Origin of the sequence: Thalassospira profundimaris (genome assembly GCF_003326795.1) — a bacterium.
In the GTDB taxonomy this organism is placed as follows: domain Bacteria; phylum Pseudomonadota; class Alphaproteobacteria; order Rhodospirillales; family Thalassospiraceae; genus Thalassospira; species Thalassospira profundimaris_C.
In genome coordinates this window covers 64,322-83,908 of the sequence record NZ_JPWI01000007.1, presented here as the reverse complement: position 1 = coordinate 83,908, position 19,587 = coordinate 64,322, and the positions used below count along the sequence as shown (strand labels likewise).

The 19,587-nt window shown below is 53.7% G+C and carries 16 protein-coding genes; 10 read left to right on the top strand and 6 right to left on the bottom strand.

Going from position 1 to position 19,587, the window contains the following annotated elements:
• Positions 1-194: 194 nt before the first annotated feature.
• From putA to TH30_RS11985, 3 genes are all read left to right on the top strand, one after another.
• Positions 195-3,998 (top strand): bifunctional proline dehydrogenase/L-glutamate gamma-semialdehyde dehydrogenase PutA, encoded by a 3,804-nt coding sequence (gene putA, locus TH30_RS11995; RefSeq protein ID WP_114098334.1) that lies wholly within the window; start codon positions 195-197, stop codon positions 3,996-3,998.
• A gap of 300 nt (positions 3,999-4,298) precedes the next feature.
• Positions 4,299-4,928 (top strand): BON domain-containing protein, encoded by a 630-nt coding sequence (locus TH30_RS11990; RefSeq protein ID WP_114098333.1) that lies wholly within the window; start codon positions 4,299-4,301, stop codon positions 4,926-4,928.
• Between the two features lie 157 nt (positions 4,929-5,085).
• Complete coding sequence (locus TH30_RS11985) at positions 5,086-5,319, top strand: (2Fe-2S)-binding protein (RefSeq protein ID WP_114098332.1); 234 nt, start codon at positions 5,086-5,088, stop codon at positions 5,317-5,319.
• Between the two features lie 93 nt (positions 5,320-5,412).
• On the opposite strand, the gene TH30_RS11980 is transcribed toward TH30_RS11985, so the two are convergent.
• Entirely contained in the window at positions 5,413-6,471 is a 1,059-nt protein-coding gene (locus TH30_RS11980; RefSeq protein WP_114098331.1) for a Glu/Leu/Phe/Val dehydrogenase dimerization domain-containing protein, read from the bottom strand.
• Between the two features lie 586 nt (positions 6,472-7,057).
• On the opposite strand from TH30_RS11980, the gene TH30_RS11975 reads away from it, so the two are divergent.
• Positions 7,058-7,291 carry a hypothetical protein gene (locus TH30_RS11975; protein WP_114098330.1) on the top strand — a complete coding sequence of 78 codons (234 nt, stop codon included), beginning with the start codon at positions 7,058-7,060 and terminating at the stop codon, positions 7,289-7,291.
• A gap of 110 nt (positions 7,292-7,401) precedes the next feature.
• Here TH30_RS11975 and TH30_RS11970 read toward each other — a convergent pair whose 3' ends face one another.
• The 4 genes from TH30_RS11970 to TH30_RS11955 form a co-directional block, all read right to left on the bottom strand.
• A complete protein-coding gene (locus TH30_RS11970) occupies positions 7,402-7,992 on the bottom strand; it encodes a 2-hydroxychromene-2-carboxylate isomerase (RefSeq protein WP_114098329.1) in 591 nt (196 codons plus the stop codon).
• A gap of 146 nt (positions 7,993-8,138) precedes the next feature.
• Positions 8,139-9,314 (bottom strand): hypothetical protein, encoded by a 1,176-nt coding sequence (locus tag TH30_RS11965; protein ID WP_258548705.1) that lies wholly within the window; start codon positions 9,312-9,314, stop codon positions 8,139-8,141.
• A 32-nt stretch (positions 9,315-9,346) separates the two neighbouring features.
• Positions 9,347-10,483 carry an NAD(P)/FAD-dependent oxidoreductase gene (locus TH30_RS11960; protein WP_114098328.1) on the bottom strand — a complete coding sequence of 379 codons (1,137 nt, stop codon included), beginning with the start codon at positions 10,481-10,483 and terminating at the stop codon, positions 9,347-9,349.
• Positions 10,484-10,534: 51 nt separating this feature from the next.
• On the bottom strand, positions 10,535-11,560 hold the full coding sequence (locus TH30_RS11955) for a hypothetical protein (RefSeq protein WP_114098327.1): 1,026 nt from the start codon (positions 11,558-11,560) through the stop codon (positions 10,535-10,537).
• A gap of 194 nt (positions 11,561-11,754) precedes the next feature.
• Here TH30_RS11955 and TH30_RS11950 point away from each other — a divergent pair, with 194 nt between their 5' ends.
• The 6 genes from TH30_RS11950 (at position 11,755) to pgmG (ending at position 18,103) form a co-directional block, all read left to right on the top strand.
• Positions 11,755-12,654 (top strand): division plane positioning ATPase MipZ, encoded by a 900-nt coding sequence (locus TH30_RS11950; protein WP_114098326.1) that lies wholly within the window; start codon positions 11,755-11,757, stop codon positions 12,652-12,654.
• Positions 12,655-12,722: 68 nt separating this feature from the next.
• Positions 12,723-13,445, top strand: a complete 723-nt coding sequence (locus TH30_RS11945; protein ID WP_114098325.1) for a VWA domain-containing protein — start codon at positions 12,723-12,725, stop codon at positions 13,443-13,445.
• Positions 13,445-14,281 (top strand): J domain-containing protein, encoded by an 837-nt coding sequence (locus TH30_RS11940; protein ID WP_114098324.1) that lies wholly within the window; start codon positions 13,445-13,447, stop codon positions 14,279-14,281. The genes TH30_RS11945 and TH30_RS11940 overlap by 1 nt, the downstream gene beginning before the upstream one ends.
• 112 nt (positions 14,282-14,393) lie before the next feature.
• Positions 14,394-15,281, top strand: coding sequence for a UTP--glucose-1-phosphate uridylyltransferase GalU (gene galU / locus TH30_RS11935; protein ID WP_114098323.1), 888 nt, complete (start codon positions 14,394-14,396; stop codon positions 15,279-15,281).
• 81 nt (positions 15,282-15,362) lie between these two features.
• On the top strand, positions 15,363-16,679 hold the full coding sequence (locus TH30_RS11930) for a UDP-glucose dehydrogenase family protein (RefSeq protein ID WP_114098322.1): 1,317 nt from the start codon (positions 15,363-15,365) through the stop codon (positions 16,677-16,679).
• A gap of 8 nt (positions 16,680-16,687) precedes the next feature.
• Complete coding sequence (pgmG, locus tag TH30_RS11925) at positions 16,688-18,103, top strand: phosphoglucomutase/phosphomannomutase PgmG (protein ID WP_114098321.1); 1,416 nt, start codon at positions 16,688-16,690, stop codon at positions 18,101-18,103.
• A 110-nt stretch (positions 18,104-18,213) separates the two neighbouring features.
• Here pgmG and TH30_RS11920 read toward each other — a convergent pair whose 3' ends face one another.
• Positions 18,214-19,515, bottom strand: coding sequence for a D-alanyl-D-alanine carboxypeptidase family protein (locus TH30_RS11920; protein ID WP_258548704.1), 1,302 nt, complete (start codon positions 19,513-19,515; stop codon positions 18,214-18,216).
• Between the last annotated feature and the right edge of the window lie 72 nt (positions 19,516-19,587).

Sequence of the window (19,587 nt, the reverse complement as noted above, 5' to 3'; positions counted from 1 at the left end):
CTAACCAGTGTTTGTGACTGCTTAAAGTCGAATTGTTTGGATGATATATCGTATTTTACCGAAAATTGGCAGCACATTTTTTGGGTGAAATAATAATGTCTGTCGTCATAGAGGTGCCATCAGGCTCTGAAAACAGCACTTTGTCCTGTGACGGAGCCCGTGAAAGTCAATACTGCAGGGAGAGGTCGAACTAGATGTTCCGCACTGAATTGCCCCAACCGAATGCCATCCGTAGCCAGATCCGTGATGCCTATCGTGCCGACGAAGAAGCCGCGGTCGAGCGCCTTATCGAAAAGGCGCGTCTGAGCCCCGAACAGACTGCACGTGTGCAGGCCAAGGCCTATCAGCTGGTCGCCAATGTCCGTAAGGCCGATAACGGCAAAAGCGGCATTGATGCGCTGCTGCACGAATACGAGCTTTCAAGCAAGGAAGGCGTCATTCTGATGTGTCTGGCCGAGGCGCTGCTGCGCGTGCCCGATGCGGTGACGGCTGACAAGCTTATTCAGGACAAGCTGTTCGACGCAAACTGGCAGAGCCATCTGGGACATTCAGACAGCTTCTTTGTGAATGCCTCGACCTGGGGGCTGATGCTGACCGGTAAGGTCATCAAGTTTGGCAAGGCGGAAAAGGCCGATCCGGGCCGTTTGCTGAAACGCATGATTGCGCGGTCGGGCGAGCCGGTCATTCGCAAGGCATTCAACCATGCGATGCGCATCATGGGGCGCCAGTTCGTTATGGGCCGCACCATTGACGAGGCCGCCGTTCGTGCCAAGGCGAACGAGGAAAAGGGCTATCGCTATTCCTACGACATGCTGGGCGAAGCAGCCCGTACGATGGAAGACGCAGATCGGTATTACAAGGCCTATGAAGACGCGATCAACGATATTGGCCGTGTCGCCAATGGTCGTGGTCCGATCCACAGCCCGGGTATCTCGGTCAAGCTGTCGGCGATCCATCCGCGTTATGATTTCGCCAATTATGACCGCGTCATGAACGAACTGACGCCGCGTCTGAAACAGCTCGCACTGCTTGCCAAGAAATATGACATCGGTTTCACCGTCGATGCCGAGGAAGCCAACCGTCTTGACCTGTCACTTGATGTGATTGGTGCGGTCTTTGCCGACCCTGAACTTGATGGCTGGGAAGGTTATGGTCTGGCGGTTCAGGCCTATCAGAAACGTGCATATTATGTGCTGGAATGGCTGGCAGACCTGTCGACCAAGGTCGGTCGCAAAATGATGGTGCGCCTTGTGAAGGGGGCCTATTGGGATACCGAAGTCAAATTCAGTCAGGAAAACGGTTTTGAAGGCTATCCGTGCTTCACGCGCAAGGCATCAACCGACGTTTCCTATCTGGCATGCGCCAAACTGATGCTGTCACGTCGCGATGCATTCTATTGCCAGTTCGCAAGCCACAATGCGCATACGGTTGCCTCCATCCTTGAAATGGCGGGCAATGACCGTACCTTTGAATTCCAGCGTTTGCACGGTATGGGCGAGGCCCTTTATGAGCAGATCGTCGACAAGGCTGGCGAAAATGTTCCGTGTCGCGTTTATGCCCCCGTCGGCACACATGAAGACCTTCTGGCTTATCTGGTGCGTCGTCTTCTGGAAAACGGTGCGAATACCAGCTTCGTGAACCGTATTCAGGACGAACAGCTGCCGATCGAGGAAATGATCGCCGATCCGATTGAAAAGATGGCGGCACTTCCGCGTAAGGGCCACCCGAAGATCCCGGCACCGGTCGATCTTTATGGTGCAGGGCGCGTCAATTCGCGTGGTATTGACCTGACCGATACCAATATGTTGCTGCCGCTTAATGCCAAGCTTGCCGAAATTCAGGGCAAGACCTGGAACGCGGCCCCGCTGATCGACGGCAAACTGGTTTCCGGAACCCCGGTTGATGTCGTGAATCCGGCAAAACTGGCTGAGAAGGTCGGTAATCTGGTGCAGGCCACCAGTGATGACGTGGAAGCAGCAGTTGTTGCTGCTGTCAAAGGATATGGCATCTGGAACAAAACACCGGCTACTGATCGAGCAGCAGCTCTGCGTCGTTTGGGCGATCTGCTTGAAGCGAATATGGACGAGTTCATCGCGCTGTGTCAGCGCGAAGCAGGCAAACTTTATTCCGATGGTGTTGCCGAAGTTCGCGAGGCCGTTGATTTCTGCCGTTACTATGCAAACCGTGCCGAGGAAACCTTCCGCGAGGGAACAGCACTTGAAGGCCGTGGCGTGATTGTCTGTATCAGTCCGTGGAACTTCCCGCTTGCGATCTTCCTTGGTCAGGTGACTGCCGCACTGGCAGCAGGCAATGCTGTCATTGCCAAGCCGGCAGAGCAGACTTCTCTGGTTGCGGCCCGTGCCGCAGAACTGATCCTTGAAGCGGGTGTACCCGGTGCTGCGTTCAATCTGGTTCCCGGACCGGGTCGGGTGATTGGGAATCAGCTGATCAATGATCCGCGGATTGCCGGTGTGGCCTTTACCGGTTCGACCGAGACCGCACAGGTCATCAATCAGGCGCTTGCGAAGCGTCCGGGTGTGCCCTTGCCGTTGATTGCAGAGACCGGTGGGCAGAATGCCATGATCGTTGACTCGACCGCGCTTCCCGAGCAGGTCGTTCAGGATGCGATCATTTCCGGCTTCCAGTCCGCTGGTCAGCGTTGCTCGGCCCTGCGTGTCCTGTTTGTTCAGGAAGATATCGCAGACAAGCTGTGCCACATGCTGGTCGGTGCGATGAAGGAACTGCGCGTTGGTGATCCGAAATTCCTTGATATCGATGTCGGGCCGGTCATTGACGAAAAATCGCGCAAGACGCTTGAAGCACATGCAGAGCGGATGAAGAAAGAAGCCAAGCTGCTTCATGCCTGTGACGTTCTGCCGGAATGCAAGGACGGTACTTTCTTTGCCCCGCATTGCTTTGAGATTCCGTCGATTGACGTTCTTGAACGCGAAGTGTTTGGTCCGGTCGTGCATGTGGTTCGCTACAAGGCCCGTGATCTCGACAAGATTCTTGATCAGATCAATGCATCTGGCTACGGCCTGACGATGGGGATTCATTCGCGTATCGACGGCACGGTTCGCCAGATTTCGCAGAAGCTGCGTGTCGGCAACTGCTATGTGAACCGTAACATGATCGGAGCCGTTGTCGGTGTTCAGCCGTTCGGTGGTCAGGGCAAGTCGGGTACCGGTCCGAAAGCCGGTGGGCCGCACTATGTCGAACGCTTTGCCAAGCCGATTGCTGTTGCACATGGTGCGGCTCATGATGCCGTCCTTGAGGATCGTGCGCCGATCATCGTCAAGGATGTGATACCGACCGCCGAATATGCCGCGATGCTGTCCGCGCAGGAAGAGTGGCAGGCGGTTGATGGCAATGAACGCGTCCGGATTCTTGAGACGCTTGCGGCAAAGCTCAATGAGTCTGGCAAGGATGAGCTGGTGGCGGGTGCAAACCATGTGGCCAGCTTTGCAGCCCTGTCGGAAAACGGATTTGTTGCCCCCAAACGGATGCCCGGGCCGACTGGTGAAACCAACGATCTTTATTGTCTGGGACGGGGTGTCTATCTGGTGCAGGCCGACAAGGATGCCGAGCCGACCCGTGTGATCCGCCATCTTGGTGCGGCATTGGCAGCAGGGAACTCTGTGATCCTTGCCGGTGATCTGAAATGGTTTGCTGACATTCCCGCGCTGGCGAACGAAGCCGGACTTCCGGCCAGACTGGTGAAGGTTGTTGGTGCCAATACCGGTCTGGGCGCGATGTATGATGGCGATATTGCCGGTGTGTCCTGTATCGCGCCGCTTGATCGCGTCACATCGTTCAAACAGCTGCTTGCCAAGCGTGATGGCGCGATCCTGTCGCTGATTTCCGATAGCGGGGCTGAGGATGACGGTGCGCTTCCTGATGAAGCGTTCCTGCATCGCTTTGCCACCGAGAAAACCATCACCATCAACACCACGGCCGCAGGGGGTAACGCATCCCTGATGTCGATGGAGGAGAATTGAGTTCGAAGGAGCACGGCGTGTCCGGAAAGCCGGACGATGAGCCCCCGAGATAGCAATATCCAGACCTTGGACCGGAAAGAAATTTTCGGTCCATTTTTCTTTCATTCACTTTCTTTTATGTAAGATGCGCCGCTGCGCATTTGCGTCGGGCTTTTTTTTGTCAAAATTCACTGTAATAGATAAAGACAGGAACCGATCAGGATTTTGCGCGTTTGATCAGAAACACTGATAAAGCAGCGATAATTGCCGGTCGCCAAATATTTTGAACCATGCCACACGGGCATGAAAAGGAGAACATTGATGATCAAGGTTAACCGAGGCTTGCGCAGTGTGTTCAAGACGCTTTCCATCTGTGCAGTTTTGGCAGCACCTCTTGCCGCATGCGGGCCGCTTCAAATGCCGCTTGAAGACCGCACAGGCAATGATCAGTGGCTTGATACACAGATCAAGTCAGGCATCCTTGGCGAGTTTTCCAAAGTGGATCATACCTATTTGCTCGATGTGAATGTCGACATCTGGAAACAGAATGTCATGGTCACCGGTCTGGTTGATTCCAAAGGTAAATATTATGACGTGATGTCGCTGGTCAGACAGGATAACCGGATCAAGACCGTTTATGATCACCTTGTGATTGCCGATCAGGAAACCATTGACGCCTATCACCGGGCCGAAGACGAATATGGCAAGAATGCCGTACCGGCGGATTCGGCGACCCAATCTGTTTCCGATGTCTGGATCGAAAGTCAGATCAAGGCATTGTTATTGGCCGAAAAAGGCGTGAGTTCGGTCAACTATCGTTGGCAGTCTGTTCAGAACATTGTCTACATCATGGGCGAAGCACAGACCGATGAGGAGCTCAATAAAGTGCTATCCATCGTGCGTCGTATCAAAGGTGTGGCAAAGGTTGTAAGTCACATAAGTCTTGCCTGATCTTCTTGTAAGTAAACAGCTTTCCCAAAATCCCCTGCAGAAATCCAAACCTGCAGGGGATTTTTTTTGATCTGGTGTTTGCAAAAGTGTTTGAAAACTATTCGCATTTATCCTACATCTGTGTGCACGTAATTAATAACTGATTGCAATCGCACCTATGTATGTCTGCATTTGTAATGCGTTAAGGGAAAAAGACGTTCGTCGTGCCGCCGAGGAAGGTGGTGCCACGCGTCCGGCGGAAGTATTTCGTTTCCATGGCTGTGCACCTCAATGCGGCAAATGTGCCTGTCACATGCGCGCAGAATTGCTTCAGTCGAAAACCTGTGGCAATTGTGATTGTGAAGATGCAGCGGCTGTGACCGCAAATGTTGCGCCGATCGCGGCAGAATAACCGTCTCTCTGATCTGAATGCATACAATCGGTTAAATGAAAAAGGCGAAGCCATGTGGGCCTCGCCTTTTTGTTTTTGTGGATTTTGTGGCCGTCAGGCTGCCTTGCGAACCAGGCCGAACCGTTCCTCGGCAAGGCGGTCGGCGACAAAGCCGGTCGACAGGTTTTGCTGTTTGGCGCGATCAAAGATTTCGCGCACGGTGCCAGCGATGCCCTCGATATGTTTATTGGTTTCGCTAACCGGTTTGCCTTCGCGGCAATAATGAACCTCGACGACGCCACCGGCATTGATCACGTAATCCGGCGCATAGAGGACGCCCGCTTCGCGCAGCATGTCGCCATGCCGGTCATGTTCAAGCTGGTTATTGGCCGCACCGGCAATAATGCCAACACGGAGCTTTTCGATACTTCTGTCGTTGATCACTCCGCCAAGCGCACAAGGGGCGAGAATGTCGGCATCGACTGACAGGATTTCATCCACAGATACCGCAGTTGCGCCAAACTCGTTCACAGCGGTCATCACGCTGTTCTTGTTGAGATCAGCGACAATAAGCTTGGCACCTGCCGCAAACAGCATCCGGCACAGATGATAGCCAACATGTCCCAGTCCCTGAACGGCAACGCGAAGGTCCTTAAGGTCGTCGGTGCCGTATTTGAAACGAGCAGCTTCCTTCAGGCCTATAAATACCCCATAGGCGGTGAAGGGGGACGGGTCACCTGTCCGGGCCGGGTCCGAGCCATCATTGATCCCGCCAACATGTTTGGTCTGGCTTGCAATCTGTTCCATGTCTTCGGGGCTGGTTCCGACATCTTCGGCGACGATGTAGCGGCCGCCAACCTGTTCGACAGCGCGGCCCATGGCGCGGAACAGTTCAGGGGTCTTCTGACTGCGTGGATCGCCGATGATCACGGATTTCCCGCCGCCAAGCGGAAGATTGGCAAGAGCTGACTTGTAGGTCATGCCGCGCGACAGACGAAGCACATCATGAATGGCTTCCTGTTCGCTTGCATAGGGCCACATGCGGCACCCGCCAAGCGACGGACCAAGATTGGTATTGTGGACGGCGATGATGGTTTTCAGACCAGTGGCTTCGTCACTGGCAAACACGACCTGTTCATGGCCATCAAATGCGGTATCGGAAAAGACGTTCATCCTCTTGCAGCCTCCTGGCAGCATCATTGTTCTGATGCAGGCTGATGCCTGCTTATCCTTTTATGTTTGATGCATTGCTCGTCCGATCAATTTCAAATTCATCACATGCTTAAAAAAGAACGTTTCGGTTGGGGTGGGGGCGACAGTGTGGAATTTTATGATCACTGCAGAAAAGCTTTGTAATATTATTGCGCGACCTGTGCGCTGCAACATAACCGCAAATGATCAAAATGGTGCAAAACCCCGGGCAGGATGATTCTTAATGCGTCTGTCGAGGATCGATAAAAGCAGCAACTTGGTATTGTGTGGCATTTAAAACAGACGATTTATTGCGCAGAATAGCGATCCCGGCGTGATTTGTGCTGACCGGCGCCTGACCGGCGTTTGCCGGTGATGCAGCTATGACAAATTCGCACTTGAAACCGGAGCAATTAATCTAGAAATACAAATTAACCGGACAATTTACGGCTCGTTAAGGCGCGAAACGTAAGCTGGAGGTTGGGTGTCTTGTGGTTGAGATTCCCGGTTCAGGACACGACGGCGTCTGGGCGGCGCCGCCGGACAAAAAGTAAGGAGATCGGCGGAAATGTCTGCATTCACAGACCATCGCCAGACCGTTTTCGAAGTTGAACTGCACAACCAAGCCGTTCGCGAATGTGTCAAAGAAAATCGTTCCCACGAGATTTTTGACGATCGCTGGGCAGATGTGCAGACCCATGAAGTCGCCGCAAGTGACGAGCATAAGGCCCTTGCCATGATCGAAAACACTTATCCGTCATCTGACGGGTTTGTTGTCGATCACGTCAAACGCCTTGGCTAGGGGAACAGGAATTCTGGTTTATTGATCTGATCAAAGACCAAAACGAACGGGGCGGGAAATTTTCCCGCCCCGTTCGTTTTAAGCAATCCGTTCAGTACTGTCGGGGCAGATCAGCCGAGTGCCCGGTCAACGAAATCGAGCCGGTCCTGGCCCCAGAACATCTCGTTGCCGATAAAATAGGTCGGGACTCCGAAAATGTTGTGATCACGTGCGGACTGGGAATTGCCATCGTAAATATTGGCGATCTCGGGCAGGTCGGCATTTTCAAGGTATTCTGCGGACAGTCCGTTTGCGATCAGAGCTTCGCGTATGACGGCTGCATCTGCGATGTCGCGTTCTCGCAACCAGATATCACCCATCAGGGTTTCGGTCAGTTGCAATACATCCTTGCCATCTTCCTGAACCGCAATGATGGTCCGCGCTGCGCGTGTTTCATCAACCGGGAAATATTTGGGATGCAGGTTAATCGGAATGTTCAGGAATTCAGACCAGCGTTTGAGTTCGACCAGTCGATAGTCCTGACGGGGTTTGGGACGTTTGGCCAGCGGGACACCGCCACCATGTTCCCACACATCCGCTGCCCGGCAGGGTTTATGAATGATATCGACACCATGTTTGCGGGCAATTTCGACAACACGCCGAAATCCGAAGAATGACCAGGGTGACTGGACAAAGAAATAATGAATGATGGGCTCGGACAAGATGACCTCCTGTTTCTGCAGCGCAGATTGTCTTTTATCAATGAGCTACAGTGCCCAAGCACAGATAGGTCGTCAAATAACCAGTCATATGGTTGCTCGGGCATGTGATCATAAATTCGTGATGGTCGTGAGGAGATCTGACCGGGTCAGTAATCAAGCCACCAGGAATGTTCATCCAACCCACCCAGAAGGACACCGTCAAAGCCGAGTTTCATGACGCCGCCAAGGTAGCTTGCTTCGCTGCCATATATCAGGCTCTGCCATTTCGGTGTCCAGTAATGGACATGATGTTCCTGCCCCCAGCGGGCAAGTAAATTGCCTTCACCGATGAAATCGGGTGATCCGGTGCGCCAGTTGCTTTTCCAGTAATAACGATAGGTTTCGGCTGTGGCGATATTGATATAGGCCATCAGTGTCCGGGGTGTTCCGGTCTTCTTGTAGCGCAACCGTTTCATATCGTCATAGGTCAGCGGGATGGTGCCGCGGTGGAACGGATCAATGATCAACGTGTCGTAATTGGTTTCGGCCAGCGCATTGATATAGGCGTCTTTGGTGCCATAAGGAGAACTGTCGAGCACCATGGCAAAGTTCTTTGCCTGACGCAGATTGTCGATCACGTGCGGGTTTGACCCGATTGGCGTCCGCGGGACCTTGGCAAGGGTCGATAACTGCATTCCCGGTGGCGGGGCAGCATAGTAAATGGCATCAAGCCCGGAAAGTTGCTTGCGAGCCGCCTGCATGTTCTCGATCTTGTTGGTGTAATCGACGATCAGATATTTCAGGCCCTCAAGCTTCAGACGGTCGAGATAGCCAAGGATATATTTGCTTTCCTCGCCATTGGTTGGCTCGCCGTAATTCTCATAGCCGAAAAACGGGGCTTCGCTCAGGATGCCATCAAGGGCGCGCAGATAATCCCGTGCCGGCTCTGCCGTGCCGCGAGCAGCAAATAACGTGGTTTCCAGATACTCGGTCAACTCCAACCCGTTCATCGCGACGATGGAAAAGTCGCTGCGATAACTTTTCGCCCACCGGCTAAGCGCAATAACGTATTCCCGCATCTTGTCGGTAAAATCGACTTTGGGCTTGCTGCTATCGCTGCCAAGACCGCGTCCTGTGGTCAGACTGTTCGGTGCAAGAGTAAAGGGTTCAAGTTGCTGGGCATGAAGGGCAAGCGGGCTGGATGCCAGAACCGCACCGCCCAATCCCAGCATGCTGCCCGCAAGGAAACGTCGCCGCGACAGACCGCCAACTGATTGCGCGGGTTTGGGTGTCGCAATCTCGTTCTGGCTATGTGTCGTCATGTTGCGGCGTGACTTGGTCATGTTCCACTCGTCGCTGTTCTCAGAGAACGACATCAAGATGCCGCTTGAAAATTGCCCTGTTGCGTAATCAGGTCTGAAACGCGTTCTCCAATGGCTATGGATGCCGTCAGACCAGGTGATTCAATACCATAGAGCATTACAAGTCCATTAAGACCGTGCAGCTTTTCATCAGCAATCATGAAATCGCGTGCGGCTTCTCCCGGTGCCTGAATTTTGGGGCGAACGCCTGCATAGCCGGTCTGAAGCGCATCCTCATTGAGGTCGGGGTAATATTTGCGAATGGCTTGGGCAAAGGCCGCCCGGCGTTCCTCCGGGACGTCATAGTCGGGCTGGTCGACCCATGTTACGTCCGGACCAAAACGTGCCTGTCCCCCCAGATCAAGGGTCAGGTGAATCCCAAGGCCGGCCTGCTCAGGGGCGGGATAGATCAGGGTCGAAAATGGTGCCTTGCCCGACAGGGTAAAGTAACAACCGCGCGCGTAGTGTTGTGGCGGGACGGTATCTTGCGGCAAGCCCGCAAAGTTCCGGCCAAGGGTCTGGCTGTGAAGACCGCCTGCGACGACAAGTTCTGCGCAGGTCAGGCTCATTTCCTCGCCATCGGCGTCGCGGGTGGTGAGTGTGTAGAGACCGTTTGCGTGATCGACCGAGACGACCTTGGTGTTAAGGGCCAGTGTCGCGCCATTATTCTCGGCCTCGCCCAGCAAGGTCACCATCAACTGGTGAGAATCGACTATGCCGGTCGACGGGCTGTGCAATGCGCCAACACAGTTCAGTGCCGGTTCACGTTCCAGTGCTTCTTGCTGGCTTAGCCACACAAGATCGGTCACCCCGTTTTCACGTGCCTTGCTTTCGATGCCATGAAGAGCTTCGATTTGATCCTGTGCTGTTGCAACGATCAGTTTGCCGGTGCGTCTGTGGCTGATGCCGTTTTCGGCACAATAGCGATACAGCATTTCGCGACCGGAAACGCACAATTTGGCTTTCAGGCTGCCCTTCGGGTAGTAGATACCGGCATGGATGACTTCGCTATTGCGTGCGCTGGTTTCGGTGCCGATCGCATCATGTTGTTCAATGATCAGAACTTCTCGGCCGGTTCGGGAAAGCGAACGTGCGCATGCAAGTCCGACAACGCCTGCGCCAATTACAATGGTCTGGATATCTGCGGTCATATTCGTTTGATTCTTTGGGGCAAAATGAGTTGGGTTTTCGGTCGTTCGGGATCAGTTGGCCTGGCGGAAATAGACTGCCTGTCCCTGATTGTCCTGTCCGTCACCTGTAACGGTTGCAGTCGTTTCGCTGGTATAGTGACCGCGGGCAAAGCTGCTGTCATTGCAGTACACATACCAGCTGCCAAAGGGCAATGTGCCACTTTGATATGCACCGCCTTCGTGGCGCCAGATACCCTCGCAATGGCGTTGGTCGTCATCAAGGATCATGGTGCCTTCGCCAGATGGCTGATCAAAATGCAGTTTACCGGTGCCACGTACACCCTGCCAGTTGGTGGTGATTGCAATGCCATCAGCCGGTGCCGGGGCAACGGAATCTGTTGACACGGGTGTATCCACGGTTGCGGCAACCTCTGCCGTGACCGGTGAGTTTTCCAGCAGCTTAATTGCCAGGCGACTGAAGAAGGCAGCGGCAAATTCCTGGGCATCAATCACGGGAAGACTGTTTTGCGGGGATACTGCACCCGTTTGCGCTTGTAGTAGTGCGGGAGTGCAGTAATAGCCAAGAATTCGGCTGCCGCGCTGTGTTTGTGTTTGAGGGTCCCATTGCCCGACAAAGGCAATACATTGGGAACCCTGACGAACAAACGGGGTAAGGGCAACAGGGCCGAAGCGGGTATCCTGTACAAATCCCTGACCATTAATGCTGGTGCGGTCTTTCAAGCTTTGGAACATCTCAAGCAAATTTTCGGGGGCCATCGCGGTACTAAACCGAAAACCCGGAGCGGACGTCGTATAGACGGCTTCAAGATACAGGTCGCTTGCTGTGTTCTGTGGTTCCTTTTCAGTGCGCGGCGCAAACCAACGGGCGACAAAGACTGTGCTGTTATCGCGATATTGACGCAGGAACGCGCGCTGGCCATCAATGCGGGTTGTATATGAGACGGGGCTCTGATCGTCGGGAATCTGTTCAAACCCGGCTGCTTGCTGTGCAAAGGCCGTAGATGTGGCCATCATCATCAAACTGGCCAATATGCCGCCAACCGCCGCCGCCCGATACCTCACATTGCGTCCTTTCATCTTGTTTTCATGCGCATTTTGGTGCTGCGCTACCCTTATCTTTACCTTTGTGCTCATAGATTGGCTAGTGATCAGTCACACGACTTCAGTCAGATGGGTTTCTTTTACCTTGATTTTTACTGGTAAAGTGGCTCATTGGGGGAGATTGGTCATGGGGACACAACCAATAAGCCTGAATAACGGAGCAGACATTCATGACGGTGGACGAGACCAGCGCAAACGGGGACAGCGCAGGCCAGCAGACCGCGACGGAAAAACAGCCGTCGTCCAAACGCGCCCATGTGATCGTGATCGGTAACGAGAAGGGGGGATCAGGCAAATCGACAACGGCGATGCATCTGATTGTTTCCCTGATGAAGATGGGATTTCGGGTCGGATCGCTTGATATCGATGCGCGGCAGGGAACTTTGACCCGTTATGTCGAGAACCGGCAAGCATTCAACGAGAAAAAACGTCTTCAACTTCCTGTGCCCGATCATCGTCCGATCTATCGCAGTGAACTTCCCGATGCCAACGAGGCCAAGCTTGACGAGCGCGAACGCTTCACGACTGCGCTGGGTGAGATGGTGCTGGCGTGCGATTTCGTGGTGATGGATTGTCCGGGGAGTGACAATTATCTGTCGCGCCTTGCCCATGCCTGTGCCGATACGCTTATTACGCCGATCAATGACAGCTTCATTGATCTTGATATGCTTGCGCGGATTGATCCTGACAGCCTTGCGATCAAGGGGCCGAGTATTTATGCCGAAATGGTCTGGGATGCGCGCAAACGCCGTGCCGCCATCGATGGTGGCACAATTGACTGGATTGTCATGCGCAACCGCCTGTCGCATCTTGATGCCCGCAACAAGCGCGACATTGCTGAAATCGTTGAAAAACTGGGCGAGCGTATCCGTTTCCGTTCTGCGCCGGGCTTTGGCGAACGTGTCATTTATCGCGAACTTTTCCTCAAAGGTCTGACCCTTCTTGACTTGCGTGAAAAAGGGGTCGGCATTCCGATGAGCATGTCCCACATGGCTGCCCGTCAGGAAGTTCGATCCCTGCTTGAAGTGATCGGGTTCAAACCGGCCGAAGGTGAAGAGTTGCCGATCTGACTGCCTGCGGCCTATATCTTAAGGGGCGCTATTCGTGCCCACACAGTATATGAAGCAGGCAGGTTTTCTTGGGACGCAAAGACATCATCTCGGATACATCGAGCAGACAGGAAGTCGATGACTTCCTGCATCGTGCGCGTGGTCTTTCTGTGCGTGCGCCGACATCTGGTCCGGCAATGGGGCGACTGGTCTTTGCAATGGACGCGACAGCCAGTCGCCAGCCAAGCTGGGACCGGGCGGCCGAAATTCAGGCCGAGATGTTTGATGCGGTTGACGGAATAGGTGCGCTTGATATCCAGCTTGTGTTTTTTCGCGGGCTGTCCGAGTGCAAGGCAAGCGGTTGGTGCCGCAATGCCAAGGCGCTCCGCGATTATATCTCCAAGGTCAGTTGCCATGCCGGGCATACTCAGATCGAGCGTGTGCTGGCGCATGTCGAACGAGAAGCCAGCAGCAAAAAAATTGATGCACTGATTTATGTTGGTGATTGCATTGAAGAGAACCCCGATCATTTGGCGCCGATTGCAGGAAACCTTGCACTCAAAGGTGTTAAGGCCTTCATGTTTCAGGAGGGCTATGACAGGGATGCCAGCTTTGCCTTTGGCGAGATTGCACGCATAACTGGCGGCGCATTCATGCAATTTGATGCGAGTTCCGCATCCAGACTTCGGGATTTGCTCGGCGCGGTGGCGAGTTATGCGGTTGGCGGGGATAACGGTCTTTCCGTTTATCAACAGAAAACCGGATCGCAAGAAGTTTTGCGTCTTGGTCATCAATTGCGAAAGCCCCGGTAATGCAGTGGGTTCTGATCGGGATTGCGCTTTTTGTTGGTGTGGGCTTTTTCATCCGCTGGATGAGCGAGGCTGAACCGAAGGATGTCCGAAAAGTCGGATTGTTCCTTATTGTCGGCCTTCTGATCCTGTTGGCGTTGTGGCTTCTTTTGACTGGCAAAATTGCCGCAATGTCGGCGGCTTTGGCCGTAACATCGCCATTTTTAGTTCGGATGATGAAGCTTGGTTATTTATGGCCATTGTTTCGACGGGTGTTTGCCTATTCCCGCCGTCGTGCCCGGCCGGGCAACATGGGGGGGAGTTCAAATGGTTCTGCCGGTTCTGGCAGGACATCGGAAATTCGAACGGAAATTCTGCATATGCTGCTTGATCTTGAAACCGGACAAATGAAGGGCTCTGTCATAAGCGGAACCTATGCCGGTGCAGATTTGGACAGCTTGGGGGTTGACGACCTGCAGTTGCTTTTTGTTGACTGTTGTTACGCAACCGACCAAAGCCAGACGGTTCTTGAGGCTTATCTTGAACGTCGTCCCGACTGTAGGGGATGGCAGGAATGGTCCCGCAACGATACTGGCAGTCAGGATGCACATTCCGGAGGAAACGACCGCAACAATGGCGATAGGAACCATGGCAATAGCAGGAGCAAAAGCGCGGCTGACATGAGTGCGGAGGAAGCGCGAAAAATCCTTGGTGTGGATGCGAATGCATCACGCGAAGAGATTAATCGTGCTTACAAGATCCAGATCAAGGCGGTGCACCCCGATCATGGTGGATCAGATTATCTGGCCGCAAAACTCAACACCGCGCGCAGCCTTTTGTTACGGCTATGTAAAGATTAGCGTGAATTATTCTTACGCTCGCTTGATCGGAGTTCCGGAAATGTGGCAGAAGCATACATGCCGTACTTTCGATCAGACTGGGCGTGCAGCGGTTGAAAAGGGAAGTGTTTGAATGTCGAGAAAAATCAAGAAGGCTGTATTTCCGGTTGCAGGTATGGGGACCCGCTTTTTGCCAGCAACCAAGGCAATGCCCAAGGAAATGCTTCCGGTTGTTGATAAGCCCCTTATCCAATACGCTGTCGAAGAGGCCATTGCTGCGGGGATTGAAGAATTCATTTTCGTAACCGGCCGTGGCAAAACTGCCATTGAAGATCATTTTGATCGCTCTGCCGAACTTGAAGCGATCCTGACCGAACGCGGAAAAACCGACGCGCTTGAGACGGCCCTTGCAATGATCCCGGAAAATGGTCGTGTGACCTATACCCGTCAGGGCAATCCGCTGGGCCTTGGTCATGCTGTTTTGTGCGCCAAATCGCTGGTCGGGGATGAGCCGTTTGTGGTTCTTCTGGCCGATGACCTTATTCAGGCAAAGACACCTTGCATGAAGCAGATGGTCGAAAGTTATGGTCGCACAGGCGGTAACATGGTTGCCGTCATGGATGTTCCGCGTGAAGAAACCCAGCGCTATGGCGTTCTTGAAGTCGAAGGCACCAACGGCCGTCTGGTCAGTGCGTGCGGGATGGTGGAAAAGCCAAAACCCGAAGACGCACCCTCAACGCTGTCGGCGATTGGCCGTTATATTCTGGATCCGGGCATCTTCGAAACTCTCGAAAATATTCCGCGTGGAGCGGGTAACGAAATTCAGCTGACCGATGCACTGGCTGCGATGATCGGTAAAGTTCCGTTCTACGGATATCGTTTTGAAGGCCGCCGTTTTGATTGCGGCAACAAGATCGGTTTTCTTCGGGCGACAATGGCATTTGCCCTGGCGCGCGAAGACATGAAGGACGATGTCCGCCAGCTCATTCACGAATTCGCCGAAGGCGAAGCAGCAGAATAATCATTTGATTTCAACGATAACTGACCGAAATGGTTCGATGATCTGTTTTGGTCAGTCTCCTCTTACTAGGATTAAACCTCCATGCGCGTAGCAATGATCGGGACCGGATATGTTGGACTTGTTTCCGGTGCCTGTTTCTCCGAGTTTGGCACGGATGTTATTTGTGTCGACAAGGATGTGGAAAAAATCGCCCGTCTTGAAGACGGTATCATGCCAATCTACGAGCCTGGTCTGGATGTTCTGGTCGAAAACAATGTCAAGGCAGGTCGTCTGACATTTACCACCGACCTCAAGGAAGGGGTCAAAGGGGCTGATGCTGTCTTTATTGCGGTAGGAACACCAACCCGTCGTGGCGACGGTCATGCTGATCTCAGCTATGTCTATGCTGCTGCCGAAGAAATCGCAGACGCAATGGAAGGTTTTACCGTCATTGTGACCAAATCGACGGTTCCGGTCGGAACCGGTCGTGAAGTTGAGCGCATTATTCGTGAAAAGCGTCCTGATGCCGAATTTGCAGTGGTTTCCAACCCGGAATTCCTGCGCGAAGGATCGGCGATTGGCGATTTCATGCGCCCGGATCGTGTCGTTATCGGTACGAGCGACGAGCGTGCTCGCGAAGTCATGTCTGATCTGTATCGTCCGCTTTATCTGATTGAAACACCGATTGTCTTCACCACGCGTGAAACTTCGGAAATGATCAAATATGCGGCCAATACATTCCTTGCTGCCAAGATTACCTTCATCAACGAGATCGCCGATCTCTGTGAGAAGGTCGGTGCAGACGTGCATGACGTTGCCCGCGGCATTGGTCTTGATGGCCGTATCGGCAAAAAATTCCTGCATCCCGGTCCGGGCTATGGCGGATCGTGCTTCCCGAAGGACACGCTTGCGCTGGTGCGTACCGCACAGGAACATGGCAGCCCGCTTCGTATCATCGAGACGGTTGTTGACGTGAATGCCAAACGCAAGAAAGCCATGGCTGATCGTGTGATTTCTGCCTGTGGTGGTTCTGTGGCTGGTAAGACCATCGGTATCCTCGGTCTGGCATTCAAGCCAAACACCGATGACATGCGCGATGCACCGAGCCTTGATATCGTTCCGGCCCTGATTGCAGCGGGTGCAAAGATCAAGGCATTCGATCCCGAAGCCATGGGCGAGGCCAAAAAGCTTCTTGATGGCATCGAATATTGCGATGGCGCGTACGACGCGATTTCCGGTGCTGATGCCATGGTCGTTCTGACCGAATGGAACGAATTCCGCGGCATGGATCTTGATCGTATCAAGGATGCGCTGGTTCACCCGACCGTGGTTGATCTGCGTAACGTTTATGACCCGACCGAAATGGCTGAAAACGGTTTTAGCTATTCCTGCGTCGGACGTGCAACTATTGGAGGCTGACCCAGGCTATGACGAATTCCGCAGCACACAAGTTTGACAGTTCGGTATTGCGTGAATACGACGTACGCGGGGTTGTCGGGGATACCCTTCATGCAGCAGATGCCAATGCATTGGGCAAGGCGTTCGGGACCATGGTGCGTCGGTCAGGAGGCAAGCGCGTCGCTTTGGGGCGTGACGGGCGTCTGAGCTCGCCCGAACTTGCTTCGGCGCTGGCAGACGGCATTCTTTCGACCGGCTGTGATGTCGTGCTTGTCGGCCGCGGCCCGACCCCGATGCTTTACTTCACGGTTTATGACGAAAAAACCGATGCAGGTATCATGGTTACCGGATCGCATAACCCGTCAAACTATAACGGGTTCAAGATGCTCAATGCCGGCAAGTCTGTTTTTGGTGCCGCCATTCAGGAACTGGGTAAAATTGCCGCTGCCGGGGATTTCGAGACCGGGCAGGGAACCGCAACCGAAATTGATGTCGAGGACCGGTTTGTTGCCCGTCTTCTGGCGGAACTTGATTGTGACGTTCCCGATCCGATGACCATCGTCTGGGATTGTGGCAATGGTGCCGCCGGTGATGTTGTTCGCAAGCTGACGGCCCAGCTTCCGGGAACGCATCATTTGTTGTTTGACGACATTGATGGCACTTTCCCCAACCACCATCCTGATCCGACGGTTGAAGCCAATCTGGTTGATCTCAAGGCCGCCGTGGCCAAGCATAATGCTGATTGGGGTGTTGCCTTTGATGGTGATGGCGACCGTATTGGTGTGATTGATGGCAAGGGCAATGTCCTTTGGGGTGATCAGTTGCTTCAGATCTATGCCGCCGATGTTCTTGAACGGCAGCCAGGTGCGTCGATTATTGCCGATGTCAAGGCAAGCCAGACCCTGTTTGACGAGGTTACCCGCCTTGGTGGCAATGCCATTATGTGGAAGACCGGTCACTCGTTGATCAAGACCAAAATGATCGAGGCAAAAGCCCCGATTGCAGGCGAAATGAGCGGCCATATCTTCTTTGCTGAGCGCTATTATGGCTATGATGACGCAACGTACGCGGCGGTTCGTCTGTACCGTATTCTGGTCCAAAGCGGTAAGAGTCTTGCGCAATGGCGCGAAGCTATGCCGGTTGCAGTCAATACACCGGAAACCAGGATTGATTGTCCGGATGATCGCAAATTTGCCCTGATCGAAGAAGTGCGTGCGCGCCTTGCCGAGGCTGGTGCAGAGGTTAGCGGCATTGATGGCGTACGTGTCAGTACTGTGGATGGCTGGTGGTTGCTGCGTGCCTCCAATACCCAGCCAGCCATCGTTGCGCGCTGCGAGGCAGCAGATAACGATGGCCTGATCCGGCTCAAGGCCCAGGTAACAGATCAGCTGGTTAAAAGTGGACTGGCATTAGATGACTTCTTTGCCCCCGGTGGCGGGCATTGATCCGGCCATAACCCCCGACGGCTTGATGTCGACACGGGATTTTGGACAAAAACAAAGGCTGTCAGATTGCTCTGACAGCCTTTGTTGTATCTTGATATTGTGCGAGTTGTTTAACCAGCGCCGCCGGAATTAACCGGGATACACGCCAGTTTTTCACGGCGCAGTGCTGCGCAAGCGGCGCGGGCTTCGCTTTCACCGTCAAAACCAAGAAGACGTGCGCGGTAAACGACACCGGTTCCGCTTGCCTGCTGTTCAACAGCCGCGCGGGTCAAACGCAACACATCCGGGGCCGTACGGGCGGCTGCAAGAACAGCTTCCTGTGCCCGACGCTGATCGCTGAACGCACCAACCTGAATGGCCCAGCTTCCATTGGTTTCCGGCTTCATACGGGTCACCACGGTCTGTGTATCAATGCGGCCGGGTTGCTCTGCTTCACGCATGGTTTCACGCTTGGCCATCAAAAGCTGGGCATCGGCGGGAAGAATTTTATCTTCCGGGCTGACGCGTGGACGCGGAACCCTGATTTCGCCTTCCTTCGTCAGTTCGACATAGGCGCTATCAAGGAGCTTTTTCATCTGATCGTCACGGGTACGGGCGGTTCTGCCACCAAACACGACGCCGATCAGGCGTTTGCCATTACGGTTGACCGATGCAACAAGGTTAAAGCCCGAAGCATTGATATAGCCGGTCTTGATCCCGTCGGTTCCGTAATAGGACGCCAGAAGGTTGTTGTGGTTGCCATAGGTACGGTCACCGAAACGAAACTTCTGGGTGGCAAAATAGTGGTAGTAGCTGCCAAAATTCTTGCGAAGCGCAACTGCAAGCGTGATCATATCACGCGCTGTAGTCATCTGGCCGCGATTGGGCAGGCCCGATGCATTGCGGAAGGTCGTCCGTTTCATGCCAATCCGACGCGCTTCGGCCGTCATCATCTGGGCAAATTTGATTTCTGTGCCGCCAAGATGTTCAGCAACAACGACGGCAACATCGTTGGCCGACTTCGTTACCAGTGCAAGAATGGCGTCCTTGACTGAAATGGTGTCACCGGGCTGAACACCCAGTTTGGACGGCGCCTGTCCCCATGCACGCTTGGATACTTTCATTGGAGTTGAAAGCGATACCTTTCCGCTATCAAGGGCGTCAAACAGCATATAAAGCGTCATGATTTTGGTCAGGGACGCAGGGTACACTTTATGGTCTGCACGATATTCATGCAGTACGTCGCCCGTATCACCATCGATGACCATGGCGGTATAGGTTCGTGCCAGCGCCTTGTTCGGGACAAGGGTCGCAGAAAGCGTGATTGCTGTCAGACACAAAAACGCAGCCAAACAGGCACGCAGAAAACGGCTGCGTGTCAAAAGCGGTGTCTTGGCCAACGCATTTGGCCCGGAAGGGGTCATTAAACGCATTATTCGGGCTCGGCTTTCGGTAGTCCCCAAGAACTAAATATGACCAATCTGGCATCACAGACTTAAACAAAT